Genomic DNA, 25,624 nt, shown 5'->3' with positions numbered 1-25,624 from the left:
GACCCGACATGAGCGTTCAGGACGAACTGGAGCGGCTGGGCGTCACCCCGGCCGGTCGCGATGCCGTGCTTCCCTTCGCAGTGGAGCCTCTGGACGTGCGCGGCCGCGCCGTGATGCTCGGCCCGGTTCTCGACCGCATTCTCGAGCGCCACGCCTATCCGGCGCCGGTCTCGCGCCTTCTGGGTGAGGCGGCCACGCTGGTGGCGCTGCTCGGCACTTCGCTGAAGTTCGACGGACGCTTCACCCTGCAGACGACGACCGACGGCCCGGTTTCCATGCTGGTCGTCGATTTCCAGACGCCGGACGGTTTGCGTGCCTGCGCCCAGTTCGATGCCGAGGCGGTCGCAGCAGCCGAGGCGGCCGGGCGCACCGATACCCCCTCGCTGCTCGGCAATGGTCACCTGGCCATGACGGTCGACCAGGGCGCGGCGATGAACCGCTACCAGGGCATCGTCGCGCTGGACGGCATCACGATGGAAGAGGTGGCGCATCGCTACTTCGCCCAGTCCGAGCAGATCCCGACCGTGGTTCGCCTTGCCGTCGGCGAGGTGCTGGATCGCCGCGCCGGGGAAACGCCGCGCCATTCCTGGCTTGCCGGCGGTGTGCTCGCCCAGTTCCTGCCCGAGGCGCCGGAGCGGATGCGCCAGGCCGACCTGCCGCCGGGCGATGCGCCGGAAGGCGCGCTGGAGCACGAGTTCGAGGAAGACGACGCCTGGCGCGAGGCCCGCGCCCTGGTCGAGACCCTGCGCGACGACGAACTCGGCGACCCGGACATGACGGCCGAGCGGCTGCTGTTCCGCCTGTTCCACGAGCGCGGCGTGCGCATCTTCTCGCCCCAGCCGCTTGCCGACCGCTGCCGCTGCTCGGACGAGCGCATCCGGGGCATGCTGAAGGGCTTCACCACCGAAGAGCGCGACGACATGACCGTCGAGGGCCGCATCGAGGTGACCTGCCGCTTCTGCAACACCCGCTACGACTACAGCCCCGACGAGTTCTGATCCGCCTTTGGCGGGCCGGACCGGGCACGAAAAGCGGCGGAAACCGTTCCATCCTGTCACCGGATGTGACAGGAGTCGCAATGGTCACATTTTGATACACTCTTCGCCTTGCCAGTCGTTTGCGGCACCTGAATAGTCCGCAAATGCGGCATGTGCGTCCGCGAAGCAATCCAGTCCGCGCCCGAACGCCTATAGGTAGTGGGACCGCGCAAGAGAGCATTCGAGTGGAAAAGAGTGTCATGCTGAAATCGGTGGACGACGACAACCGCACCCCGAAAGGGGAGGTCGCGTTCGAGCGCCCGCACACGCGGCAGCGCTCTGCCGGTCGTGCGGGCGTCATGGCGATCAAGCTCTTTCTGCAGGCCGCGATCGCTCTCGCCGTGCTGCTCGCCGCCTATGTCGGCATGAACCGCCTGATCCTTGCCAAGGATCCGGTACCGGTGCGCCCGGCGCGCGAGACCGCCTTCATCGTCGAGACGACGCAGTTGGAGGTGCGCGACCACGCGCCGATGCTCTCGCTCTACGGCGAGGTGACGGCCGCGCGCACCGCCGAGCTGCGTACGCTGGTGGCCGGCGAGATCGTCCGGGTCAATCCCTCCCTGGAGACCGGCTCCATCATTTCTTCCGGCGAGGAACTCCTCGCCGTCGATCCTTTCCAGTACGAGGGCGCCGTCACCGAGGCGCGCGCCAATCTCGTCGAGGCCCGTGCCGCCCTTGTCGAGGCCAGGGGCCGGGTGTCCACCGAGGAAGGCAATGTCGAGCGCGCCCGCGAGCAGCTCGAATTCGCCCAGCGCGATCTGGAGCGGGCCGAGCAGCTGCTCGGCAGCGGCTCGGTGACCGAGCGCACCGTCGACGAACGCCGCCTGCTGGTCTCCCAGCGCGGCCAGGCCCTGGAGCAGCGCCGTTATGCCCTCGATGTCGAAAAGGCGCGCGTCGACCAGCAGCAGGCGGCCATCGACCGGCTGCAGTGGCGTCTGTCGCAGGCCGAGCGGAATCTTGCCGACACCGTGCTGAAGGCGCCCTTCGATGCGGTGGTGCGCTCGGAAAATGCCGCCATCGGCCGCCTTGTCGGCGTCAACGACGTGGTGGCGACCCTCTATGAGCGCGATGCGCTGGAGGTCCGTTTCACCCTTTCCGACAATCAGTATGGCCGCATCCTGTCCGACAGCGGCACCGTCGTCGGCCGTCCGGTCGAGGTGCTTTGGTATATCGGCGGCCAGCCGGTCACCTATGCCGGCGAGATCCGCCGGGTCGGCGCCGAAGTGGCGCTGGCGCGCGGCGGCATCGACGTCTATGCCAGCGTGACCGTCTCCGAAGGCCAGCCGGCCCTGCGCCCCGGCGCCTTCGTCGAGCTGCGTCTTGCCGATCGCACCTACCCGGACTCGGCCCGCATTCCCGAAGGCGCGATCTACGGCACGGACCATGTCTTCGTGGTCGACGAGGAAAACCGCACGCGCCGCCGCGACGTCGAGGTTCTCGCCTTCGACGGGACCCATGTCATCGTCTCCGGAGATCTGGCCACCGGCGACCGCCTGGTCTCGACCCGGCTGGACAAGGCGGGCGAGGGCCTTCTCGTCTCCGAGCCGCGCAATCGCGGCGCCAATACGGGCGGCTGATCCATGCGCGACACCGGCTTCGTTCCGCGCGGCGTCATTGGCCATTTCCTGCGCCATCGCAACGCCGCCAATCTGGTCATGGTGCTGATGATCCTGTTCGGCGCCTTCGGCCTTGCCCGGCTGAACGCCGAGTTCTTCCCGCAGATCGTCATCGACCGCATTTCCGTGTCGGTCTCCTGGCCGGGTGCCAGCGCCGAGGACGTGGAGAAGAACATCCTCCAGGCCATCGAGCCTGAACTGCGCTTCATCGACAATGTCGACGAGATGGTCTCCTACTCGCGCGAGGGCGCGGCCTCGATCAGCCTGGAATTCCTCGAAGGCGCCGACATGCAGAAGGCGCTGTCGGACGTGGAACAGGCTGTTGCCGGCATCACCACGCTTCCCGACGATGCCGAGCGGCCGCGCATCTCGCTCGCCAACTGGTTCGACCGGGTGGCCCGCGTCGCCTTGCGCGGTCCCTTCAGCGAGGACGCGCTGAAGGCCTTTGCCCGCCAGATCCGCGATGGCCTGATCGACCGGGGCATCGACAAGGTCTCGTTCAACGGCTTTCGCGATACCGAATACGTGGTGAAGGTGCCCGAGCGCGAACTGCGCCGGCTCGACCTGACGCTTGCCGACATTTCCGAGCGCGTGGCCGCCAACACCCGCGACCTGCCCTCCGGCGACCTGCAGGGCGGCGTCGAGCGGCAGGTGAGGGCGGTGGCCGACACCACCTCGCCGGAGGCGATCAGCCGCATCGTCGTCAAGTCCTTCCCGACCGGCGAGAAGATCGAGCTGCGCGACATCAGCGATGTGTCGCGCTCCTACGACCCGGACCAGACCATCGGCTATTCCGACGGCATGCGCGCCGTCGAACTGACGGTGGAGCGCTCGGCCCGCGCCGACCAGCTCAAGGTCAATGCGATCCTCGACCGCTATCTGGCGGAGATCGCACCGCAGCTGCCGGCCTCGCTGGAGCTGGTCAAGTACGAGGTGCGCGCCGAGGCGCTGACCGACCGGATCATGATCCTGGTGGAGAACGGCATTTCCGGCCTGTTCGTGGTCGTGATCGTGCTCTTCGCCTTCCTCAACGGCCGCATCGCCCTGTGGGTTGCGGCCGGCATTCCGGTCGCGATGATGGCGACGCTCGGGTTCATGTGGATGTCGGGGCAGACCATCAACATGTTCTCGCTCTTCGCGCTGATCATGACGCTCGGCATCATCGTCGACGACGCCATCGTGGTTGGAGAGCACACGGCGACCCGCATCGCCATGGGAGATGGGCCCTATCTGGCGGCGGAAGAAGGTGCTGGGCGCATGCTCTGGCCGATTGTCGCCGCCTCGACCACCACCATCGCCGCCTTCCTGCCGATCACCCTGATGGGCGACACCATCGGCCAGCTGATGGGCGTGCTGCCGCTCGTCGTCGTCGCGGTGATCACCGCCAGCATCATCGAGTGTTTCTTCGTGCTGCCGGGCCACCTGGCGCATTCGCTCGCCCGCCCGCCGTCGTGGAACTGGTGGCGGGTGGTGCTGATCGCCGGCGTGCCGGGCCTGTTCCTGGTCGGTCTTGCCGGGCGCGAGGACATCACCGTGCCGGTCTGGCTCGACTGGTTGGCCGTGCCGGCACGCGCGGGCCGCGAGACTTTCGGGACGCTGCCCTTCGATGTCGCCGTGATCGTGGTGTTCTTCGCTATTGCCGCGGCAATCGAGTTCCTGCTGCTGCTGATGCGCCGGGCTCGCACGCGCCGCACCTTCGACGAACGCCCCGGCTGGTTCCGCCGCAACTTCGACGCCGGCTTCGGCTGGTTCCGCGACGTGCCCTTCCGCGGTTTCGTGCGCTTGGCCTATGACTGGCGCTATGTCACGGTGGCCTTTGCCATCGGCCTGCTGCTGCTCACCGCCGGCCTGATGCGGGGCAACCATGTCGGCTTCCGCTTCTTCCCCTCGCCGGAGGCGGAGAACATCCGCGCCACTGTCGATTTCGTCGCCGGCATCTCCATCGAGGACGCCGAAAAGGCCCTGCTGCGCATCGACGGGGCATTGCGCCAGGCACAGGAGAGCCTGACGGCGGAGAACGGCGAGACGCTGATCGTCGCCTCCTATGCGACCCTCGGCCAGTCCGGCAACAGCCGCGGCAACAATGTCGCCAGCATCGACGTCCAGCTGACCACGTCCGAGCAGCGGAGCGTGCGCACGCCGGAAATCGTTCAGGCCTGGCGCCGTGCCATCCCCGAGATTGCCGGTACCAAGCGCGTTGCCGTGTTCGAACGTCGCGGCGGCCCCCCGGGGCGGGACCTCGACGTCCGTCTGATGGGCGACGACACGCGCGTCCTCAAGGAAGCCTCGCTGGAGCTGCAGGAACTCCTCACCTCCTATCCCGGCGTCGACGGCGTGGCCGACGACCTGCCCTACGGCAAGCCGGAACTGGTGATCGAGCTCAGCCCGCGCGGCAAGGCGCTCGGCTTCACCGTCGAAAATGCTGCCCGCCAGATCCGCTCCGCGCTGGAAGGTTCGATCCCGCGCCGCTTTGCCCGCGGTGAGGAGGAGATCACCATCCGCGTCATGCAGGAGGTGTCGCTGGGCGGCGGGGCCTTGCGCGAGCTCTCCTTGCGCGCGCCGAGCGGCGAGTTCGTGCCGCTGACCGAGGTCGTGACACTGAATGAGCGCGAGAGCTTCTCGGTGATCCAGCGGCGAGACGGCCGGGTTACCGTGGCCGTCTCGGCCGATGTCGACCCGGAGGTCACCTCCAATATCGAGATCGTCCGGGACCTTGAGACGGGCAAGATGCAGGAACTCGCGGGCAAGTACGGCATCGACTACCGCTATTCGGGGCGCGAGGAGGAACGGCGCGCCGCGTTCTCCGACCTGCAGCTCGGCATGGTCGCGGCCCTGTCGATGATCTACCTGATCCTCGCGGCGATCTTTGCCAGCTATTTCAAGCCGCTGGCGGTGATGTCGATCATTCCCTTCGGCGTCGTCGGCGCGGTCGCCGGCCACTATTTCATGGCCTACGACCTGACCATCCTCAGCTTCGTCGGCCTGCTCGGCCTGTCGGGGATCCTGGTCAACAACTCGATCATTCTGGTCGACCGGTTCGAGGACCATATCAAGGACGGCCGCAGCGTTGCGGAGGCCGCGGTCATCTCGGCGCAGGATCGCCTGCGCGCCGTGCTGCTGACCTCGCTGACGACCATCGGCGGTCTTGCGCCGCTGTTGTTCGAGACCAGCCTTCAGGCGCGCTTCCTGATGCCGATGACCATCACCATCGTCTTCGGTCTCGCCACCGCCACGCTTCTCGTGCTGGTGCTGGTGCCGGCGCTGATCGGCATCGGCGAGGACCTGCGGCGGATGGTCAGCCTGCGCCGGGAGCCGCATGGCAATGGGGGCGGCGATCACGGTCGCTCCGGCCCGCCGGCCCAGATGCCGGCGGAATAGGGTCTCCCCTCAGACCAGCCGCCTTGCGAAGTCGGCAGCCGCCTTCGCGGCGAGCGCCAGGTTCCCGTCCCAGGTCGCAGGCGATGCTCCGCGCGGAGCAAGGTCATGGTTGCCGTCCTCCAGCCAGACCAGCTCGACATGCGCGGGCAGGGTGACTTCGGCGAGCTCGGCGGCATTGCCGAAGCCGTCGCGGTCGCCTTGCGCGATCAGCACGGGCCGGCGCGCGCCTTCCAGGGGCGCCATGCGCCAGTCGTCCGGTTTGCCTTGCGGGTGGAACGGATAGCCGAGGCAGACGACGCCCGAGACGCGCTTCGGCAGAGAGCTGCCGGCCGCCAGCATGGCGGCAACGCGCCCGCCCATCGACTTGCCGCCGACCAGAACCGGCCCCTCGACGCTTTTCAGCACATCCTGCAGCGCGGTCTGGTACTCGCCGATCAGCAGGTCGGCCTTCGGCGGCGGCCGCTTCGGTCCGCCGGCGCGCCGCGCGGCCATATAGGCGAACTCGAAGCGCGCGATGGCAAGGCCTGCCGCCGCCGCATGGCCGGCGAAACGGTTCATGAAGCCGGAATCCATCGCAGCGCCCGCGCCATGGGCAAGCAGCAGCGTGGCCACGGTCGGCGTGTCGCCTTCGGGGCGGGTCCAGAGTAGCTCGGTCATCCGTGGCCTTTGGTCGCGATCTGTTGATTGATGTTGCGGGCTCCTGTCTCACGGGATGAGGTAAGGTGCAAGCTCCGTTCTGTCGAGGCAGGGACCGCGAGGGATTGATGAGCGAGGCAACCGTCAGGCTGCTGCTGTTTCTGGGCATTTTTGCCGCCATGGCGCTGTTCGAGCTGGCCTTGCCGCGCCGTGCGCTGATCTTCTCGCGCGCTCGCCGCTGGACCACCAATCTCGCCATCGTCGCCACCGACACGGCGGTGCTGCGGATCGTCTTTCCCATGGCCGCCGTCGGCGTCGCGCAGTGGGCGGGCGATCAGGGGCTCGGCCTCTTTCCGGCGCTCGGCATGCCGCTGTGGATCGCCGGGCTGCTCGGCTTCGTGCTGCTGGATTTTGCCGTGTGGGCCGAGCACTGGGCCTCGCACAAGATCCCGCTGCTGTGGCGCATCCACCGCATGCACCACGCCGACCGCGACATCGACCTGACCACCGCCCTGCGGTTCCATCCGCTGGAGATCGTGCTGTCGATGGTCTGGAAGGCGGCGGTCGTTATTGCCTTCGGCATTCCGGTGATGGCGGTCCTCGTCTTCGAGGTGGTGCTGAACGGAGCGGCGATGTTCAACCACGCCAATGTCCGCCTGCCGCTGACGCTGGACCGCTGGCTGCGCCTGCTTGTCGTCACGCCGGACATGCACCGGGTCCACCACTCGGTGATCCGCCGCGAGACGGATTCCAACTACGGCTTCAACCTGGCGATCTGGGACAGGCTGTTCGGCACCTATGTCGCCCAGCCGGCGAAAGGACACGAGGGCATGACCATCGGCCTCGACGAATATCAGCACGAGGGGCCGACCGGTTACGTCTGGTCGCTCGGTGTGCCCTTCATGCGGATGCACCCGCAAAGCGGGATGCGCGGCGAAGACGCCGGCGATCCGCAGCGGCCTGCTTCCGACGCGGCCGAATAGGCAGCCTCAGTAGAAGCTGACGGGGAAGTAGCGCAGGTACAATTCGCTGTAGACGCCCTTGAGCTGCAGCCGCTGCAGGGCGTGGTTGACCGCCTCCTGCCGCAGCGCGTCCTCCTTGCGGAAGGCGATGGTCATGCCGCGGTCGAAATAACCCGGCTCGATCCATGGCTCGCCGACAAAGCCGCAGCAGTCGCCGGAGGTCTTGCCGTTCAGCCAGAAGGACAGGGACAGCCCGTCGCCGAAATGCACCACGGCCTCCTCGGTGCCGAGCGCCGCGCGCGCTTCCGTCGCCCCGTCGAAGGTCACGATCTCGGCATCGGCGAAATAGGTGCGCAGAAAGCGCTCGTGCATCGTCCCGGCGACGACGGAGATCTTCCGCCCCGCCAACCCCTCAGGGGTGGTGTCGACCTCCTTGCCCTTCAGCGCGACGAAGCGGGCCGGCAGGCCGAGATAGGGATCGGAGAAGAGCAGCGTCTTGACGTTGGCCTCGTTCGCGGCGAGCCCGGCGATGACCGCATCGCCTTCCTCGCGTATCAGGGCCGGCACCAGCGCGTCGAAGGACTTGATGCGCAGCGAGCAGGCCGCGTCCAGTTCCTCGCAGATCGCGCGGGCGAGGTCGATGTTGAAGCCGGTCAGGCGGCCGGTCCCGTCGCGAAACGAGAAGGGCGGGAAGTCGTCGCTGGCGAGGAAGCGGATCGTCTCGGGCGATACGGTCGGCCGGTCGCTGCTGCTGCGCGGGTCCCAGAAATTCGGCACGGTGACATCGGGCACCGCCTCCTGCGCCTCGGCCGGGCCGGTGAGGGGGGCAGAAAGAAGCGCGAACCATGCAACCGCAATGAAAGCAAGGGTTGCAATTCCTGAAGTCCTGCTATCAAATCGCATCGCTGTCGTGGCCGTTTGTCGGGGGGCGAACCGCAATGAAGTCCGGGCTTTGCGCCTGCGCCGTGCCGCTTGGCCGGCAGTCCTGCCGCCGCCGCGCGGCCCTTCGGCCTTTCGCGCGCCCGTATGCCGTTGCTCCCGGTCTCCCTTGCCCGCCTGTCGAGGGGCCTGCACGTTGATGGCGGATGGGCAGTTTCCGGACCTTTCGTTTCCGCACGCTGCCCGCGCCGACGCGATCCTATCACACCGATCCGCGCCCGCGTCCAGCCATGCGTTGCGGCCACATGGGCGCCGCAACGGCGCCGCAGCGCCTGCCTCCGCGCTCCGCCAGCCCTCGTCGGTGCGCGTGGAGCCCTTGTCCGGGCGCAGACCCGCGGCCATGTTGCCGCCGGAGCTGGCCCTGCTGCGCGGGCGTGGTCTTGCCGATGCGCATCTGGCGACGCTGGCCCGCCGAGCCGGCCCGCGCGAGGGGGTGCTGGCCCGGCTGCTGATGGAGGAAGGGCTCGTCTCGCCCGATGCCTATTACGCGGCGCTCGCCCAGTCGCTCGGCCTGCCCTTTCTGCCGCAGGGCAGTTTCCGGGCGGATGCGCAGCTGGAACTTCTGCCACCGCGCGGGTTTCCCGGACCGCTGTTTTGCGGACGCACGCCCACGGGCGAGCGGCTTGCCGTGTTCGCGCCGGTGCCCGAGAGCGTCGCGGCGATCCGCGCGTTGCTGGCGCGCGCGCCATCTCTGCGGGACCGTCTGGCCATCGCCACCCCAGTGGCGCTCGAGCTTGCCGGCCGGGCCGCCGCACCGGGCCTGAGGCTGGCGAGCGAGCGGCCCGACGTCAGTGCCCGAGTGGTGCTGACACGGGGGCAGGTCGCTGTCCTTGGTCTTGCGGTCGCTGCCTTCTGCCTCGGGCGGCTGCTCACCGTGGAGGCGCTGGTCATCTTCGCCTCGGTTCTGGTGACGCTGCTCGGCATGCTGCTCGGCGCGTTGCGGCTTCTCGCCGGCCTCAGCCACACGCCCAGCCCGTCGCCGGCCCGTCTTCTCCCTGACCACCTATTGCCGCGCTATTCGGTGCTGGTGCCGCTTTACCGCGAGGCGCGGGTGGCGGAAAGTCTCGCCCGGCACCTCGATGCCCTCGATTATCCCCGGGACCGGCTGGAGGTCCTTTTCCTGCTGGAGGAGGACGACAACGAGACCCGAGCCGCGCTGGAGCCGCATCTGGCGCCCGGCATGCGCATCCTCAGCGTGACCGGGCCGGGGCCGCGCACCAAGCCGCGCGCGCTCGTCCATGGCCTCGACCACGCGCGCGGCGAGCTCATCGCCGTCTTTGACGGGGAGGACCGGCCGGAGCCGGATCAGCTGCTGCTGGCGGCCTCGCGCTTTGCCGAACTCCCGCCATCCGTTGCGGTGCTGCAGGGGCACCTTGCTATCGACCACCGCAGCCACCGCTTCTTTCCGCGACAGTTCCTGCTGGAATATGCGGGCCTTTTCGATTGCCAGCTGCCCTGGTTTTCCGCGCGCGGCCTGCCGTTTCCGCTCGGCGGCACGTCCAACCACTTCCGCCGCACCGCGCTGGATGCCGCCGGCTCCTGGGATCCTTGCAACGTCACCGAGGATGCCGACCTTGCTCTGCGGCTGGTGCGCGGCGGCTGGTCGATGCAGATGCTCGCCTCCACCACCTTCGAGGAGGCGCCGCTCAGCTGGCGGGCCTGGCACGCGCAGCGCAGCCGCTGGCTGAAGGGCTGGCTGCAGACCTTGCTGGTGACCTTGCGCGATCCTTTCCGCCTGGCCGAGGAGCTGCGCCGCACGCGCCTTGCCGTTCTGCTCGTCTATCTTCTGGCCATGGTGGTGACGCTTGCCGCCCATCCCCTCTTCGTCGGCGTCCTGCTGCTCTACGGGTCCGGCGTCGCCGGGCTGCTGCCGCGCTTCGATCTGCTCGGCGGCGTGGTGCTGACCCTCGCCGGTGTCAGCGTGATCCTGTGCTATGCCAGCATGACGCTGCTGGCGATCGCCGGCGCCGCCGCGCGTTCGCGTCTGCCATCGCTGCTCGATCTGGCGCTGATTCCGGCCTATTGGCTCGCCCAGAGCCTTGCCTTCTACGCCGCCGTCGTCGACCTGGTGCGCCGGCCGCATCGCTGGCAGAAGACCGAGCACGGCCTTGCCCGGCGTCCGTCGCGAATGCCCGGCGTTCAAAGGCGCGGCAAAACCCACTAGTGTCATCTCTCGTTTGTCCCGTGATTCCCGGCTGGTGCGCGACGTGTCGTCCTTTTCCTTCGTCCATGCGGCGGACCTGCATCTCGGAAGCCCCCTGACCGGGCTTGCCCTGCGCGATCCCGAGATCGCCCGCCGCTTCGGCGAGGCGACCCGCACTGCGCTTTCCACCCTCGTCTCGCGGACCATCGAGGCCGAGGCCGCCTTCATGGTGATAGCCGGAGATGTCTATGACGGCGAGTGGCGCGACAATTCCGTCGGCTTGTTCTTCGCTCGCGAGATGGCGCGGCTGGAGCGTGCCGGCATTCCGGTCTTCATCCTGCGCGGCAACCACGATGCCGAAAGCGTCGTCACCCGCGCCGTCACCCTGCCGGACAACGTGACGAGCTTCGGCACCCGCCGTCCGGAGACGCACACGCTGGACGATCTGCGCGTTGCCCTGCACGGCCAGAGCTTCCCGGACCGCCAGGTCGGCGAGAACCTTGCCGCCGCCTATCCCGCGCCGGTGCCGGGCCATTTCAATATCGGCGTGCTGCACACCTCGCTGACCGGCCGTCCGCCCCATGCCGACTATGCGCCCTGTTCGCTGGCCGATCTGGCGGCGCGCGGCTACGGCTACTGGGCGCTCGGCCATGTCCACGCCTTTGAGGTGGTGAGCGAGGATCCGCCGGTGGTCTTTCCCGGCAACATTCAGGGCCGCTCGATCCGCGAGACAGGCGCAAAGGGCGCGGTGCTGGTCACCGTCACCGACGGTGAGGTTTCCGGCATCGAGCGGATGATCGTCGACGAGGCGCGCTGGGCCCGTGTCGAGATCGCCGCCGGCGGGGCGGACGATCTGGCCGGCCTCGTCGCCATGGCGCGCGAGGCGCTGCGCCCGCATGTGGCGGCGGCCGAGGGGCGCCCGCTCGCGCTGCGCGTGCGGCTTTCCGGCGAGAGCCCGCTTCACGGCTGGGCGCTCGCCAACCGCGCGCTGCTCATCGACGAGATGCAGAATGCCTGCCATCAGGCCGATGCCGAGGCCTGGCTGGAAAAGCTGGAGCTCGACCTTGCCCCGCCCGCCGAGGCCCGTCCGCTCGCATCGCTCGATGCTTCGCTCGACCTTGCCGCGCTGCTTGCAGAGGCGGCGAACGATTCGCACTTTCGCGAGGAGGCCGCCGGCCAGATCGGTCTGCTGGTGAACAAGCTGCCTGCCGGTCTCGTCGATCCGGCCGCGCCCTTCGGCGAAGAGCTCGACACGCTGGTCGCCGAGGCGCGGGCATTACTCGCCGAACGTATCGCGGAAGGGAGCTGAGGCGGATGCGGATCGATCGGCTGCATCTGCTGCGCTACGGCAGCCTGACCGACCGGGAGCTGCGCTTTCGCCCCGGCGCTGGCCTGCATCTCGTTTACGGCCCCAACGAGGCGGGCAAGAGCTCGACGCTCGCCGCGATTTCCGACCTGCTGTTCGGCTTCAGCGAGAAGCGGCGCGCGGCCGACGGTGCCGAGGAGCGGCGCTACGACTTCCTGCATGAGGCACCGAGCCTGCGCGTGTGCGCAACGCTCACGGATGCGCGCGGAAACAGCCTGTCGCTGCGCCGCCGCAAGGGGCGCAAGAACACCCTGCTGGCCGACGATGATGGTGAGGCGCCGCTTGGCGACGACGCGCTTGTGCCGTTCCTCGGCGGGCTGACGCGCGAGGTCTTCCAGCTTGCCTTCGGTCTCGATTCCGAGCGCTTGCGCGAGGGCGGACGCGCGCTTCTGGCCGGCGACGGGGAGGGCGGCGAGATTTTTGCGGCCGCCTCGGGCCTCCATGGGCTCAATGCCCTTCGCGCCGATCTTGACCGCGAGGCCGACGGGTTGTTCGCGCCGCGCGCCTCCGGCAACCGGAAGATCTATCAGGTTCTCGAGCGCCATACGGAGGCGCGCCGCGAGGAGCGCGAGCGCCAGCTGCGCGAAGCCGAATGGAAGTCGCTGAACAAGGCGGTCGAGACGGCGAACGAGACGCTGGCCGAGGCCGAGGCGCGGCTGAGCGAGGCGCATGCCCGGCGAGAGCGGCTTGCCCGTCTTGTCAGCCTCAAGCCGCTTCTCGCCCGCCTCACCGCGAGCGAGGCGCGCCTTGCCGCCTTCGCCGATCTGGATCAGGTGCCCCGCGGCCTTGCCCGGCGGCTGGAGGAAGCGCTGGCCGCCGTGACGGCAGCTGCGGCTGCACAGCGGGACGCGGTCCGCCGCCTGCAGGAAGCGGAAGAGCTGGCGCGCGGCATCGCGGTCGACCGTCCGCTCATCGAGGCGGCTGCGGAGGTGACCGCGCTGCATGCCGATATCGGGGCCTTCCGTCAGCGCCAGCGCGACATTCCGCGCGTGACCCGTGAGGCGAGCGACCTGACGGATGCACTGGGTGCCCAGCTGCGCCGCCTCGGCTTGGCGCTGGAGCCGCAGGACAGCGAGGCGATCCGCGCCCGCCAGCCCACGGACGCCGCCCTTGCCGATCTCGCCGCGCGCCTTGCGGAGGGGGACCGGCTGTCGCGCCAGCGCGCCGATTTGCAGACCGCACTTGCCAGGGAGAGTGCGGATTTCGAACGCCTGTCCGGCGGGGCGGCGGACGGACGTGTCGCCGATCCGGCTCCCTTGCGCGCCCGCCTTGCCGCGCTCGCCCCGCAGGTCCGCCAGCTGGAAGAGCGCGACCGGCTGCTGCCGACGCGCCAGCGTTTGACCAGCCGCCTCATGGAGGCGGCCGCGCGCCTGTCGCCGCCGGTTGCCGAGCCCGAGCGTCTTGCCGGTGCGCCGCTGCCCGGCCTTGAGCAGATTTCGGAGTTTCGCGCCCGGTTCGACGAGATCGGCGAGGGGCTGCGGCGCCACCGCGAGCAGGACGCGGCATGGGGTGAAGAAATTGCGGGTCTCGACGCCGCGATTGCCGAGAGCGAGCGCGGCGGCGACATGCCCTCGCGCGCTCGCATAGAGGCCGCACGGCGCGAGCGCGATGACGCGCTGGCCAAGGTGCCGGACGGCGGCACGCCGGCGCTTGACGCTGCGCAGCCGCTGCTGCAAGAGGCCGATCACCTGGCCGACCGTGCCATAGCCGAGGCCGACCGCGTGTCGCGCCATGCGGGTGATGTCGCCCGCCGCGATGCGCTGCTCGCCCGCCGGGCCGAGGCCGCAGAGGGCGGGGCGAAATTGTCCGCAGCCCTCGCCACTGCCAAGGAAGCCTGGGCCGCGCTCTTTGCCCCGCTCGGGCTGGAGCCGGCAGGCCCCACCGCCATGACCGAATGGCGAAAGTCGGTCGACCGCTGGCTGGAACAGCGCGAGGAACTGGCCGACCTCGTTGCCACCACCGATGGCCTGGAAGCCGGTGCCGGCCGCGCGCTGCCCGGGCTTGCCGCTCTAGCCGGTGAGCTGGGGCTGGCGGTGCCGGCACCCGGCGATCTCGCTCGCGATGGCCTTGCACTGCTGCGCCTTGTCGAGGGCGAGCTGGAGCGCCGGGCGGAGGCCTTCCAGCAGGGGCGGGCGCTGGCTGCCCGCATCGAGGATGCCGCGGCGCGGCTCGACGGCCTGCAGCGTCAGGCTGCTGCCGTCGAGGAGGAGCTTGCGTGCTGGCGGCAGGACTTCGACGCAGCGCTCGGCGGGGCGGGGCTAGATCCTGGCGCTTCGCCGCAGGCGGCCGCTGCCGTGCTGGAAGTCTGGCGCGTGCTGCCGGCGGCGCTGGGCGAACGCGACAAGCTCGCCCGCCGGGTGCATGGCATGCAGCGCGACAACGAGGCGTTCTCTGTGGCCGCTCTCGATTTGGTGCGACGGGTCGCGCCTGGCCTTCTCGACGACGGGGCGGGCGAGGAGCCCGACCGGCTGGTCGAGACCCTGCAGCGCCGCCTTGCCGAGGAGCGTGTGGCGCTCACCAGGGCAGAAGGAGCGGGCGAGGCGCTTGCAAGGTCCCGCACCGAGCTGTCCCGTGCCGAGGAGCGGCAGGCCGCCGCCAATGCGCAACTTTCCGCCCTGTGCGCCGATCTTCCCGAGGGGCTCCAGTCGGACGACATGGTGCCGCTCGCCGGCCGTCTGGCCGAGCGCGACAGCATAGCTGCCGCCGTCGACGAGACACGGGCGCTGTTTGCCGAAACGTCGGCCGGGGAGCCCCGCGAGGCGGTTGCCGAGGAGCTCTCGGGGCTCGATGACGGGGCCGCGCAAGCGGCGCTGGAAAGGCTTGCCGGCGAGATCGACGCGCTGACGGCGGACATGAAGGAAGCGCTCGCCGCCCGCCATGCCGCATTGGGCGAGCGCGACCGAGCCGAGGCCGGGGAGGGCGCCGACCGCGCCGCCTTCGAGCGGCTGGCCGCCGAGGCGGAACTGCAGGAACTCGGCCGCCAGTGGCTCGTCACCCGGCTCGCCTCGCTGCTTCTCTCAGGGGCGCTGGAGCAGCACCGCGCCCGTCAGGACGACCCGCTGCTGGATCACGCCGGCCGGCTGTTCGCCGGGCTCACCTCCGGCTCCTTCGACGGGCTGACGCGCCGTTTCGGCGAGGACGACCGGGCGGAGCTGCTGGCCCGTCGCCCGGACGGGGCGACCGTCGGCCTCGTCGGCTTGAGCGACGGCACCTGCGACCAGCTCTACCTGGCGCTGCGCCTTGCGTTTCTGGCCGACTACGCCACCCGCGCGGAGGCGGCTCCCTTCATCGGCGACGACCTGTTCCAGACCTTCGACGATGCGCGCACGGCCGCGGGCCTGCGCACGCTCGCCGGCCTGTCGGACACGTTGCAGCCGATCCTCTTCACCCACCACGCCAGCGTGGTCGACATCGCCCGGCGGGAGCTGGGCGAGCGGCTAGACCTGCTGGAGATGTGAAAGGCTTACGCTGCGTGTTGCCAGCGGCCGCGCGATCCGGCATGGCTTGCCGCATGATCGCATTTCCCCATCTGGAAGCCTGCCATGCGCGCTGAGCGCTTCGATACTGTTATTCTCGGGGCCGGCGCCGCCGGTATGATGTGCGCTGCCCATGCGGGTGCGCGAGGCGGGCGCGTGCTCGTCATCGACCATGCCAAGGCGCCCGGCGAGAAGATCCGCATTTCTGGAGGTGGCCGCTGCAACTTCACCAATATCGGCGCGACGGCCCGCAATTTCCTGTCCGAAAACCCGCATTTCGCCAAGTCCGCGCTCGGCCGCTACACCGCCCGCGATTTCCTGGCGCTGGTCGAGCGGCACCGCATTCCCTGGCATGAGAAGACGCTGGGCCAGCTTTTCTGCGACAACTCGGCCGGGGATATCATCGCGATGCTGCGCGCGGAGATGGCTGCGGTCGGTGCCGAATTGCGGTTGTCGACGACGCTGGAGGAGCTGGAGCACGGGGATAACGGCTTCCGCCTGACGCTGGGCGGCGAGAGGGCGGCGACGGTCTCCTGCCGCCATTTCGTCGTCGCCTGCGGGGGGAAGTCGATCCCCAAGATGGGCGCGACCGGCCTTGGCTACCGCATCGCCGAGCGCTTCGGCCTCGCCGTCACCGAAACGCGGCCCGCCCTGGTGCCGCTGACCTTCGCCGAAGACATGCTGGCGGGGTTCCGCGAGATCGCCGGCGTCGCCGCGCCCGTGCGCGTTTCCTTCGGCAAGACCTCGTTCGACGAGGCGATGCTGTTCACCCATCGCGGCCTGTCCGGCCCCGCGATCCTGCAGATCTCGTCCTATTGGCGCGAGGGCCAGCCGGTTCGTATCGCCTTCCTGCCGGGCCGCGACCTTTTGGGCGAACTGCGCGCCTCGCGCCAGGAAAACGGCCGCCGCAGCCTGGCCAACGCGCTCGCCGAGATCCTGCCGAAGCGGCTGGCCGGCTACATGGCGGAGCGCCACGGCTGGTCGGGCCAGATGGGCGAGACCGGCGACCGCAAGCTCGCCGCCATGGCCGCGACCCTGCAGGGCTGGGAGGTGATGCCGCTCGGCACGGAAGGGTACCGAACCGCGGAGGTGACGCTGGGCGGCGTCGACACGGCGGGGATAAACTCCAGGAGCCTGGAGGCGAAGGACGTGCCGGGCCTTTATTTCATCGGCGAAGTGGTCGACGTCACCGGCTGGCTCGGCGGGTACAATTTCCAGTGGGCCTGGTCGTCGGGCTGGGCCGCGGGCACGGCGATTGCGGAGGCGGGCGCTTAAGGCCGCCGCTAGAGCGGGATTTCGCCCGCCACCCGCCGCGCCCTCTCGTCGCCCTCGCCGGCAAGCCCCTGCGCAACGCCGGCCCGGTCGGCGGCGCTGCGGTTCTGGCTCATCTTCCGCTTGCCCTCCAGCCGGGTGATAACCATCCGCATGCCAATGATCCCGCGAAGCTGCGCGGCGACGAAATCGGCCGGCGCGTCGGAGACGGCCCAGGGGGCGGGCCGCCCGGCCTCGTGCCGGTCGGTCAGGCGGCCGACCACCTCCAGCAGCCGCTCCGCATCTTCGAAAAACTCAATCTTTCCATAGGCATGGACGGCGGCGTAGTTCCATGTCGGCACGACCTTGCCGTGCTCCGCCTTGCTGGCGTACCAGCCGGGCGAGACATAGGCGTCCGGCCCGGAAAAGGTCACCAGCGCCTCACCGACGACCGGCGCGCGCCACTGGGGATTGGCGCGGGCAAGATGCCCGTGCAGCACCCCGAACGGCCCCTCAGCGGGGTCGAAGAGCAGCGGCAGCGGCGTCGCCAGCAGGCCGTCGGCGGTGGCGGTGACGAGCGTTGCGAGGGGGCAGGCCCCGATCATCGCGGCAAGCGCTGCGGGATCGTCCTCGCGAAAGGCGGGCGGCGTGTACATCGGGCAAGGATCCGGACAGTCGTGACTGTTTTGAAACTAGGGGCTTTTCGCGCGTCCGCGAAGGTCCGCCTGCCGGCGCAATCGGGGTACCGGTTCGCGCAGAACCAGCTCAGGCGAGCAGGGCGGCAAGGCCCTCGTGGGTGCGGCCCGGCGAGATCTGGTGGATCTCGGCGCTGACGATGCCCTCCTTGACGAACGGGTCCGCGGCAACGCGCGCCTCCAGCGCCTCGCGGGGCTCGCCGCGGGCCAGAACCGCACCCCCGACACCCGGCACCAGGCTGCCGGCGAGCAGGAAGACGCCGTCCTCGAAGCCCTGGCGGATCCAGGCGTTGTGCCCGTCCATGTGGCGGGGCGCGTCCGCGCGGTTGGCGGCGAATTTCAGGAACACGACGAACATGGTTCTCTCCTTGGAAATATAAGATTGATCAGGCACTTGCCGGCACGGTGCGGTCGAGCCAGTGGGTGAGATCGGCGACTTCCCGCTCGACGAACTCCGCATCGCCAAGGGCATTGGCAAGGGTCGCTATCCCCTGGCTGCGGGCGATCAGATGCAGCGCCAGACGGTCGGCATCCGGGCCATGGCCGAGCGCTGCGAACTGGCGCGCCAGCCAGTCGCGGAACAGGGCGAAGAGGCGGCCGGCATCGCTCAGCGCGGGATGGTCGATCTTGGCGAGCTCGGCGGTGAGCGTGCCGACCGGGCAGCCGTGGCGCAGGATCTTCGCCCGGTTGGCGATCAGGATGCGGATGAAGCAGCGGATGCGCGCCGCCGGGCTGTCGCCGGCCTCGCTCTCCCAGGCCACCAGGAGCGCGCGCGTCGCCTCCAGCCGCCGGTCGATCACGGCGCTCAGGATTTCGTCTTTCGTCTTGAAATGATGGTAGAAATTGCCCCGCGAAATGCCGACCGCCGCCGCGATATCGGCAAAGGACGTGTGCTCGAACCCCTGCTCGTAAAACAGCCGGTCGGCCTCGCCGACGATCTGGTCGCGGGTCGCGCGCGCCATTCTCCCACACCCTTCCTCTGGTGCTGCCCGGACAGGGAATAGATCTTGTCTCGGACGATTGTCCTAATTCAGATTTAGGACGAGTGTCCCAATTCTGTCAAGCGGGGACAACAGGGACGGCGGGGAGGGCGGGACGGGCGAAGGAAGGACGCGCGGCAAAGCGGCGCGAAACGCCCGAAACGGCGGTGCGGCGGCGGGAATTACCAGCTAACCATCTGAAAACAGGTGTGTTTTGATCGCCATGGAAAATTGAGAAATTTTGCGCGGAATTTTGCAAAATCGTCTCTCAAAAAGCCCGAAAATTGAGAAAGCCGTCGCAAACGCACTGACATCGGCCGCTCGCCCGAAATCGGCAGGGGAAGCCGAGGCATCGGGCAGGAGAGATCACCGGCTGCCTGGCTGCCGATGGGACCTCCTGTTGGGCCGGGAGCGCCGAGAGGAGGAGGCCGGATTGTTATCCCCGGAAGGCGGCGGACTGTGCTCCCGGAGGAGGCCGCACTGTTATCCTCGGGCTGGATTTTCGTGAGGCAGTCTAGGGTGCAGGAACGGCCCGGCTGTGAGACGGGCAGCCGGCAAAGCCCCAAGCGGTCCAAGCCCCTGCCACACTCTTACGATCGCGCAGCCCAGCCCGCACGATCACTGGTTATCCGGGCGCTACCTATCCCTGAGCCAATGCACGAGGCGAGTGAACAGTCCAGGACGAGGCATTTGCTGACCGCCCTGTGTCGGCGCATGCGTGACCGAATGCGAGCCCTTGTAATGGCGTTCCTTGTGTTCGCGATCAAAGGCGCGGCCCATCTCAATACGCTCTCGCGACCATTTGTCGGCCCACCGCACCCGTCCATTCGCAAGAATGTAGTGGGACTGGCAGGCAAAGCTCCAGTTGCCGATGGACGGGCTGATCGTCACCGTCTCGCCGTCGAATTTCATCGACCAATCGGTCGGTGAAAAACGCGTGTAAACTTCGCTCCCACAGCCACAGAAGCAGCGGTGCGCTGCCGTGGCAAACTCCATCGAAACATAGAGAACACCTTCTTCCAACCGCTCAGGAAAGGCTTTGACGAACTTATGGGTGTAGGTTGCACGGCTCATGCTTGGTCCTCATTGACTATCGCATTGCCGCTTACGGCGAAGTTGGCGTGATGCTCGTGCCCGAGATCTGCGTAGAAGCCAAAATGCTTCTTCCAGCGGATGACGGCGAGTGCAGCGTTGAGCGCATTCAGGTCGGCAATCTGAATGTTCTTGGCGTAGATGTTGTCCTTGCCGCCGTCCTTGAAGGAGACGCGTCCCAGCTGCCGAATATGATCGCGCTTGTCAGGAGTGCTCGCGGTGACCCGGACCAGCCCAGTCAGCTTATCATCGATAAGCTCAATGCCCATGCCCACATCTACGAACGGGATGTCGTTGCGCTCAAGGTATTCTACAAGCAGCCGCTTGGGCGTGCCGGGGTCCATGCAGACAAAGACGAAATCGAATGCCCCGATCTTGTCGAGGGTGTCTTCTGAGATCGCAAAGGCATGAGGCACGACGCCACGGTGCATCCGCGAGTAGATGCCCGCCAGATAATCAACCTTCTTGGGAAGCTTGCGGAGCTGATTGGCAGACGCTGCCCCCGGCGCGCGGAAGGCATTGTGCTGGAGAAAGGTATCACCGTCGAAAATCGCGATCTCGCGCACCGGTGCCTTCGCTACAAGGTCGAGGACATAGGAGCCAGTGCCCCCGACCCCGAAAATCCCGACCCGCGCAAGTGCCAGTTTGCGCATCACATTTGTGATCCCGACCCGGCCCGAGGCCGTGTCCGGGTAGTGGAAAGGGGAGTTGGGATCGCCGCTTTCGATGAACCGGTGGGTGCGCGCCGTCACATCAGGATCGATGGCCTGCGCATGGCGCTCGATCATCGCGACATACGTGCTCATCTTATGATGATAGTCGCGGTATCCCTCGTGCGGCTTGTTCGAGAAAGAGTGATTGACGGTCAGGTTAGAGCCAAGAGTCTGATCGGCGCTGCCGTGACGCAGTTTTTCGAGCGGCTTGCCGCCGCTGTCGCAGGGATATTCCCCTGCCCACATGGCAATGTGCTGTTGGATCGGCGAAGCGGTTACATCGCCGGAAATGCTGCCCATGTCCGAGACCAGCGTGCCAAGGCGCACTTCACCTTTGCTGTTCACATAAGGCACACCGGTGATCACGAGGTGGCTATGCAGGATGGCTAGTTCGTAGCCATCCTGCACCAGACGAGCGAGGTCCGGATTACGACTTGTCAGTGGCAGTGACATCGAAAATCATGTCCTTCTTGATGCGCACCAAACCGTTCGGCGCGAGGGTGCCTTCCTTGTTCTGGCCGGGACCGTCCCGGTACAGCACGGTGATCTCGATGTTCTCGCCGCTCGGGACGGTCTCGAACGCGAGGGCGACAATCTGGTCGTAAGTGACTTCCTTGCCTTGGACGGTCTTCTCGCGGGTGTTGACGATGATCGTCGTTTGACTCTGCCCACCCGCACCGCCGCCGTGGTCTTCGTCGCCGTGACCCTGGCCGGGGTTATCCTTCTTGCTGCTGTCCATGTTCAAACTCCGATTCGTGACGGACGCATAGAAAGTGCGCCTACACCGAACAAAGTCTCATATTGCCATTCGGCTGTCAAGGACGTAAAATGCGCCTACACCGAACAAGCGAAAGGAGGCGCTGCTTGCAGAATATTCTAGGCGAAAAGATACGCAGGTTGCGGAAGGAGAAAGGCTTTACCCTCGACAAGCTCGCCGAGCTGACCGAGTCCAGCAAGAGCTACATCTGGGAACTGGAGAACAAGAGCCCACCCCGCCCGTCAGCGGAGAAGCTGGCAAAGATCGCGGAGAAGCTCGACACCACGATCGATTTTCTCCTCGACGAGGGTGAAGGCGTGAGCCAGGAAGAAGCTGCCGACGCGCAGTTCTACCGTCAATACCGGAAGATGGATTCCACCACCAAAGACAAGATCAGGCAGATGGTCAAACTGTGGGGTGACGAGTCGTGACGGAAAGCTTTTCGCCGCAACGCTGGGCCAACACCCTGACGCTGTTGCTCAACAGCGTCCATGGCGCTGCGGCGGAGAGGTTTCCTGTTCAGGTGCCTGATCTGGCCAAGGAATATTCCCGCCACTGTTTCCCAGATGATCCGGTTTCGTTGGTTCTGGGCGACAGTCTGCCTGGCTTTGACGGGGCGCTCTACAAAGCGCCGCCGGGCAAGAAGGGCTGGGGCATCATCTATAACAGTCGTGTTGCATCGCCGGGCCGCGTCAACTTCACGGTTGCTCACGAGTTCGGCCATTACCTGTTGCATCGATTACAGTTTCCCGAAGGGATTGAATGCGCGCCGCAGGACATGATGCGGTGGGATAGCGAGTATCGGCAGATCGAGGCGCAGGCCAACGACTTCGCCGCCAACCTGCTAATGCCCTTTGATGATTTTCGCCGCCAGATAGATGTGCGGGCTAAGCCGACGCTCGCCGACCTTGGCGGTTGCGCACAGCGCTATGGCGTTTCGCTGATCGCAGCCACCTTGCGCTGGCTGCAATACACCGAGGGCCGATCCGTGATGGTGGTGTCTCGCGATGGCTTCATTTTGTGGGCGCGCTCAAGCCCCGCCGCACTACGCACGGGCGCTTACTTCAAGACAGCAGGTCGTCCGCCCATTGCCGTGCCTGCAAGCTCGTTGGCAGCGCAGCCGGAGTTGCTTGAGAAGAGCCGGGGACAGATGGCGCATGATGGCGATGTATGGTTCGCCGAGCCCTGTGAGGAAATCGTGCTTGCCTCAGACCAATACGACTTTACCATTTCCTTGTTGCACCTTGAGCCCCTCATCCGCTTGAGTCGCTTTGATGACGCCGAGGATGGTGACGACGCCTTCGAAGTGATGCACCGCCGAATAGGCATACCGCCTTGAAAAGTGAATCATGTCTGAGAGGGAGCACATTTTTCCTGCGTATTCCGCAGGGCGGTGCCACAAGTTTTTCTACACGGAACCTATGCGGGCAAAAATCACTATTTTTCGCATTTCACATCTTTAACGAAATCCAAAGATTTGGAGCGGGTGAAGGGAATCGAACCCTCGTCTGGAGCTTGGGAAGCTCTCGCTCTACCATTGAGCTACACCCGCATCTCGGCCTCTATATCGGCGCGGGGCGGGCGGGCTGTCAAGCGCCTCGCGGACGGCTGGGGAGGGCTCTCCCGCGAAATTGCTTTCTCCTTGATTTTGCGGTGCCGATGACCACTTCTCGTGCCGACCGGCGGCCCCGCCGGTGCGCGCGCCGCACAAAGCGTCCTGGAGAGTGAAGACATGCGTGAACGGCTCAAGGCCCTGGTCCAGTCTCGCCGCTGGGAGGCGGTGATCATTGCGCTGATCGTCGTCAATGCGGTGACGCTCGGCCTGGAGACAAGCCCGAGCGTGATGGCCGCCTTCGGCCCGGCGCTCGTCGCCTTCGACGCGCTGATCCTGGCGATCTTCACCATCGAGATCGCGTTGCGGATCGTGGCGCACGGGCCGTCCTTCTTCCGCGATCCGTGGAACCTCTTCGACTTCGCGGTGGTGGGCGTCGCCCTGATGCCGTCGAGCGGGGCGTTCTCGGTGCTGCGCGCGCTGCGCATCCTGCGCGTGCTGCGGCTGATCTCGGTGGTGCCCTCGCTGCGCCGGGTGGTCGGCGGCCTCGTCGCCGCGCTCCCCGGAATGGGCTCCATCGTGCTGCTGCTCGGCCTCGTCTTCTATGTCTTCGCGGTGATGACGACGAAGCTCTACGGCGCGTCCTTCCCCGAATGGTTCGGCACCATCGCCGCCTCGCTCTACACGCTGTTCCAGATCATGACGCTGGAAAGCTGGTCGATGGGCATCGTGCGGCCGGTGATGGAGGTCTATCCGCTGTCCTGGCTACTGTTCGTGCCCTTCATCCTGTGCACCGCCTTCACCGTGCTGAACCTTTTCATCGGTGTCATCGTCTCGGCCATGCAGCAGGAGCACGAGAGCACGGCCGAGGCCGACCGCCAGGCGATCCACGACGAGACCGGCCTGGTGCTGGCCGAGGTGCGGGCGCTGCGCGAGGAAGTGCGCGAGCTGCGCGGGCGCCTCACCGAGCGCTGAGGGGGCGGCTTACGGCGCCGCGTTGGGCGTGTCCGGCTTCGCCAGCAGCTCGTAGACGGCGATTTCCGCCGCCCGGCCCTTGGCCCGCGCGCTGCCGAGCGGGCGGAAGGCGAAGGCCTCGTCCCCGGCGGCCCTGCGCACGGCCTCGCTGGTCAGGACGGTGGTGCCGAACTCCTTGTTCATGCCCTCCAGCCGCGAGGCGACATTGATCGTGTCGCCGATGGCGGTGTACTGGCGCCGGGTCGAGGCGCCGACGCTGCCGACGACCGCAATGCCGGTATGCAACCCGAAGCGGGTGGCGAGCTCCGCCCGCCCGGCGGCGCGGTTGCGGGCGTTGAGGGCATCGACGGCCGCGACCAGCGCCAGGGTGCAGCGGCAGGCATCCGCCACATGGTCCGGGTTGCTCTCCGGCGCGTTCCACATGGCGTAGACGGAGTCTCCCAGATACTGGACGATCACCCCGTCATGCGCCTCGACGGTGCGGTTGAGCAGTTCGAAATAGTCGGACAGCAGGGCCACCACCTCTTCCGGCGCGTGCCGCTCCGACAGGCTGGTGAAGTCGCGGATGTCGGTGAACAGCACGGTGACGTCGCGCCGCTCGGCCGAGGCCGGGTCCTGCCGCCCGGCGGCGACGACCTTGCGCACCAGTTCGCGCGGCACGTAGAGCGCGAAGCTGGCGATGGCGGTGCGGGCGGTGGCCAGCGCCCCGGCCAGCGTGTTGATCTCGGCAACCAGCGAGGAGACGGCGGGGCGGGTTTCAAGGTCGAGATCGCCGATGCGCGCGGCATCGTCCGCAAGCTGCGTCAGCGAGCGGCTGACCAGCCGCGCGACGAGCAGCGCCGACAGCACGCCCATGACGATGAGGCCGAAGGAAACGGCAAGTGCCCGGGCGACGAGCAGGCGGCTTTCGGCGGTGAAGTCCGACAGCGGCGCGGCGACGGCGACGACGGTGCCGGCGAGCTCCGCCGCCCCGCGCACCGGCTCCAGCGCCAGCAGGTAGGTCTCGCCGTCGGCCTCGATCCGGTGGAGGCCCGAGACGGTGCTCGGCCCGAGCAGCGGCAGGAGGCGCGGAAGCAGCGGATCGTCGATGGCGATGGGCGCGCGGCGCGAGCGGGCGGAGAGCTGCGGCAGCAGCGCTGCCATCTGCGCCGGGTCGGAATGCACGATCAGCCGGCCGGCCTCGTCGAACACATAGCCGCTCGCCCGGGGAGAGACCGCCTCGCGCGACAGGAGGTCGCTCAAGGTTTCCAGCAGCACGTCGGCGCCGACCACCGCGCCGGGTTCGTCCGGCGCCTCGACGGCGACGGTCAGGCCGAGCTGCCCGGTGGTCGCCATGGTGTAGGGCCCGACGGTGACCGGCCGGCCGCGCGCGGCGATCGCCGCCCGGTACCAGGGACGGCGGCGCGGGTCGAAGCGGGTGGGGCCGTCGTCGCGGCGGGCAAGCTCGCGCCCGTCGGAGGTGAGGAAGCGCCAGACGGACTGGCGGGTGCCGTCTTCGGCCGGCAGGATGAGGCGCACCGCATGGTCGGTGCCCTCCGGCGCGCCGAGCGCCTTGCGCCAGGCCTCGGTGTCGCCGACCCCGTGCAGGAAGCCGCCGTCGCCATGGGCGGCATAGAGCCCGTCGATATGGGGCGAGGTGTCGAGAACCCGGTCGAGAAACAGCGCCTTGCCGGCCATGTCGCCGGTGGGATCCTCCAGCAGCGTATCGGCCGCGGCCGCCAGCATCACCGCCGTCAGCCCGTCGTTGAACACCGCCTCGTACTGGGTCGCGACCCGCTGGCCGAGCAGGCTCATGCGCTCGCTCGCCGCCGAGGTGGACAGGCGGGTGCCCTGGTCGTGGGCGAGCCAGGTGAGCGGCAGCGAGATGCCGAGCAGCAGCGCGACGATCACCGTGCTGAGATGGACGCGCAGCGGCCGCGCCCAGTCGCGCCGCCGGGCATCGCGCGCAGACAGTTCCTGCGCTGCCTGATCCGGTTGCCGGTCCAGGATGTGCTGTTCTCCCGTCACGCTACGTCAGTCTCCCCGCCCGCTTGCCGGGCCGCCGGAATCACCGGGC

Annotated in this window: 20 protein-coding genes and 1 tRNA gene; 11 read left to right on the top strand and 10 right to left on the bottom strand. The window is 67.8% G+C overall.

The genetic code is table 11. The features are described from left to right. Window positions 1–8 precede the first annotated feature (8 nt). The 3 genes from ACVJ6E_RS04165 (at window position 9) to ACVJ6E_RS04155 (ending at window position 6,031) form a co-directional block, all read left to right on the top strand. Window positions 9–998: an Hsp33 family molecular chaperone gene (locus tag ACVJ6E_RS04165; RefSeq protein ID WP_185924419.1), complete on the top strand. Its 990-nt coding sequence runs from the start codon at window positions 9–11 to the stop codon at window positions 996–998. A gap of 224 nt (window positions 999–1,222) precedes the next feature. Continuing rightward, window positions 1,223–2,614: an efflux RND transporter periplasmic adaptor subunit gene (locus tag ACVJ6E_RS04160; RefSeq protein ID WP_147421854.1), complete on the top strand. Its 1,392-nt coding sequence runs from the start codon at window positions 1,223–1,225 to the stop codon at window positions 2,612–2,614. A 3-nt stretch (window positions 2,615–2,617) separates the two neighbouring features. After that, complete coding sequence (locus tag ACVJ6E_RS04155) at window positions 2,618–6,031, top strand: efflux RND transporter permease subunit (protein WP_120268779.1); 3,414 nt, start codon at window positions 2,618–2,620, stop codon at window positions 6,029–6,031. Between the two features lie 9 nt (window positions 6,032–6,040). Here the strand turns inward: ACVJ6E_RS04155 and ACVJ6E_RS04150 are convergent, their stop codons facing one another. Beyond that, window positions 6,041–6,688, bottom strand: a complete 648-nt coding sequence (locus ACVJ6E_RS04150) for an alpha/beta family hydrolase (protein WP_120268780.1) — start codon at window positions 6,686–6,688, stop codon at window positions 6,041–6,043. A gap of 107 nt (window positions 6,689–6,795) precedes the next feature. Here ACVJ6E_RS04150 and ACVJ6E_RS04145 point away from each other — a divergent pair, with 107 nt between their 5' ends. Beyond that, on the top strand, window positions 6,796–7,650 hold the full coding sequence (locus tag ACVJ6E_RS04145; protein ID WP_120268781.1) for a sterol desaturase family protein: 855 nt from the start codon (window positions 6,796–6,798) through the stop codon (window positions 7,648–7,650). A 6-nt stretch (window positions 7,651–7,656) separates the two neighbouring features. Here ACVJ6E_RS04145 and ACVJ6E_RS04140 read toward each other — a convergent pair whose 3' ends face one another. Continuing rightward, window positions 7,657–8,421 (bottom strand): transporter substrate-binding domain-containing protein, encoded by a 765-nt coding sequence (locus tag ACVJ6E_RS04140; RefSeq protein ID WP_491676395.1) that lies wholly within the window; start codon window positions 8,419–8,421, stop codon window positions 7,657–7,659. A 487-nt stretch (window positions 8,422–8,908) separates the two neighbouring features. Here ACVJ6E_RS04140 and ACVJ6E_RS04135 point away from each other — a divergent pair, with 487 nt between their 5' ends. The 4 genes from ACVJ6E_RS04135 to ACVJ6E_RS04120 all read left to right on the top strand — a co-directional run bounded on the left by ACVJ6E_RS04135 (window position 8,909) and on the right by ACVJ6E_RS04120 (window position 16,828). Beyond that, window positions 8,909–10,732 (top strand): glycosyltransferase family 2 protein, encoded by a 1,824-nt coding sequence (locus ACVJ6E_RS04135; RefSeq protein ID WP_158592677.1) that lies wholly within the window; start codon window positions 8,909–8,911, stop codon window positions 10,730–10,732. Window positions 10,733–10,745: 13 nt separating this feature from the next. Continuing rightward, window positions 10,746–12,020 carry a DNA repair exonuclease gene (locus tag ACVJ6E_RS04130; RefSeq protein ID WP_199681157.1) on the top strand — a complete coding sequence of 425 codons (1,275 nt, stop codon included), beginning with the start codon at window positions 10,746–10,748 and terminating at the stop codon, window positions 12,018–12,020. Window positions 12,021–12,025: 5 nt separating this feature from the next. Next, window positions 12,026–15,535: a YhaN family protein gene (locus tag ACVJ6E_RS04125; protein WP_120268783.1), complete on the top strand. Its 3,510-nt coding sequence runs from the start codon at window positions 12,026–12,028 to the stop codon at window positions 15,533–15,535. A gap of 84 nt (window positions 15,536–15,619) precedes the next feature. Beyond that, window positions 15,620–16,828: a BaiN/RdsA family NAD(P)/FAD-dependent oxidoreductase gene (locus tag ACVJ6E_RS04120; protein ID WP_120268784.1), complete on the top strand. Its 1,209-nt coding sequence runs from the start codon at window positions 15,620–15,622 to the stop codon at window positions 16,826–16,828. An 8-nt stretch (window positions 16,829–16,836) separates the two neighbouring features. On the opposite strand, the gene ACVJ6E_RS04115 is transcribed toward ACVJ6E_RS04120, so the two are convergent. From ACVJ6E_RS04115 to ACVJ6E_RS04090, 6 genes are all read right to left on the bottom strand, one after another. Further along, window positions 16,837–17,460 (bottom strand): FMN-binding negative transcriptional regulator, encoded by a 624-nt coding sequence (locus ACVJ6E_RS04115; RefSeq protein ID WP_120268785.1) that lies wholly within the window; start codon window positions 17,458–17,460, stop codon window positions 16,837–16,839. Between the two features lie 109 nt (window positions 17,461–17,569). Then, complete coding sequence (locus tag ACVJ6E_RS04110) at window positions 17,570–17,857, bottom strand: YciI family protein (RefSeq protein WP_120268786.1); 288 nt, start codon at window positions 17,855–17,857, stop codon at window positions 17,570–17,572. Window positions 17,858–17,885: 28 nt separating this feature from the next. Further along, on the bottom strand, window positions 17,886–18,461 hold the full coding sequence (locus ACVJ6E_RS04105; protein WP_120268787.1) for a TetR/AcrR family transcriptional regulator: 576 nt from the start codon (window positions 18,459–18,461) through the stop codon (window positions 17,886–17,888). Between the two features lie 654 nt (window positions 18,462–19,115). Then, on the bottom strand, window positions 19,116–19,553 hold the full coding sequence (locus ACVJ6E_RS04100; RefSeq protein WP_120268788.1) for a ubiquitination-like system serine protease family protein: 438 nt from the start codon (window positions 19,551–19,553) through the stop codon (window positions 19,116–19,118). Further along, window positions 19,550–20,737, bottom strand: a complete 1,188-nt coding sequence (locus tag ACVJ6E_RS04095) for a ThiF family adenylyltransferase (protein WP_120268789.1) — start codon at window positions 20,735–20,737, stop codon at window positions 19,550–19,552. The genes ACVJ6E_RS04100 and ACVJ6E_RS04095 overlap by 4 nt, the downstream gene beginning before the upstream one ends. Continuing rightward, window positions 20,712–21,023 carry a multiubiquitin domain-containing protein gene (locus tag ACVJ6E_RS04090; protein ID WP_120268790.1) on the bottom strand — a complete coding sequence of 104 codons (312 nt, stop codon included), beginning with the start codon at window positions 21,021–21,023 and terminating at the stop codon, window positions 20,712–20,714. The genes ACVJ6E_RS04095 and ACVJ6E_RS04090 overlap by 26 nt, the downstream gene beginning before the upstream one ends. 125 nt (window positions 21,024–21,148) lie before the next feature. On the opposite strand from ACVJ6E_RS04090, the gene ACVJ6E_RS04085 reads away from it, so the two are divergent. Both ACVJ6E_RS04085 and ACVJ6E_RS04080 read left to right on the top strand, forming a co-directional pair. Further along, on the top strand, window positions 21,149–21,472 hold the full coding sequence (locus ACVJ6E_RS04085; protein WP_199681158.1) for a helix-turn-helix domain-containing protein: 324 nt from the start codon (window positions 21,149–21,151) through the stop codon (window positions 21,470–21,472). Beyond that, on the top strand, window positions 21,469–22,380 hold the full coding sequence (locus ACVJ6E_RS04080) for an ImmA/IrrE family metallo-endopeptidase (protein WP_120268792.1): 912 nt from the start codon (window positions 21,469–21,471) through the stop codon (window positions 22,378–22,380). The genes ACVJ6E_RS04085 and ACVJ6E_RS04080 overlap by 4 nt, the downstream gene beginning before the upstream one ends. Before the next feature lie 139 nt (window positions 22,381–22,519). Here ACVJ6E_RS04080 and ACVJ6E_RS04075 read toward each other — a convergent pair. Further along, a tRNA-Gly gene (locus ACVJ6E_RS04075) sits at window positions 22,520–22,593 on the bottom strand. A gap of 180 nt (window positions 22,594–22,773) precedes the next feature. On the opposite strand from ACVJ6E_RS04075, the gene ACVJ6E_RS04070 reads away from it, so the two are divergent. Beyond that, complete coding sequence (locus ACVJ6E_RS04070) at window positions 22,774–23,568, top strand: ion transporter (protein WP_067339550.1); 795 nt, start codon at window positions 22,774–22,776, stop codon at window positions 23,566–23,568. A gap of 9 nt (window positions 23,569–23,577) precedes the next feature. Here ACVJ6E_RS04070 and ACVJ6E_RS04065 read toward each other — a convergent pair whose 3' ends face one another. Continuing rightward, entirely contained in the window at window positions 23,578–25,575 is a 1,998-nt protein-coding gene (locus tag ACVJ6E_RS04065) for an adenylate/guanylate cyclase domain-containing protein (protein ID WP_199681159.1), read from the bottom strand. Between the last annotated feature and the right edge of the window lie 49 nt (window positions 25,576–25,624).

The sequence above is a fragment of the Stappia sp. G46H5W genome (assembly GCF_058448995.1).
Note: the sequence above shows the minus strand (reverse complement) of the source record. Positions and strands in the feature narration are given on the sequence as shown.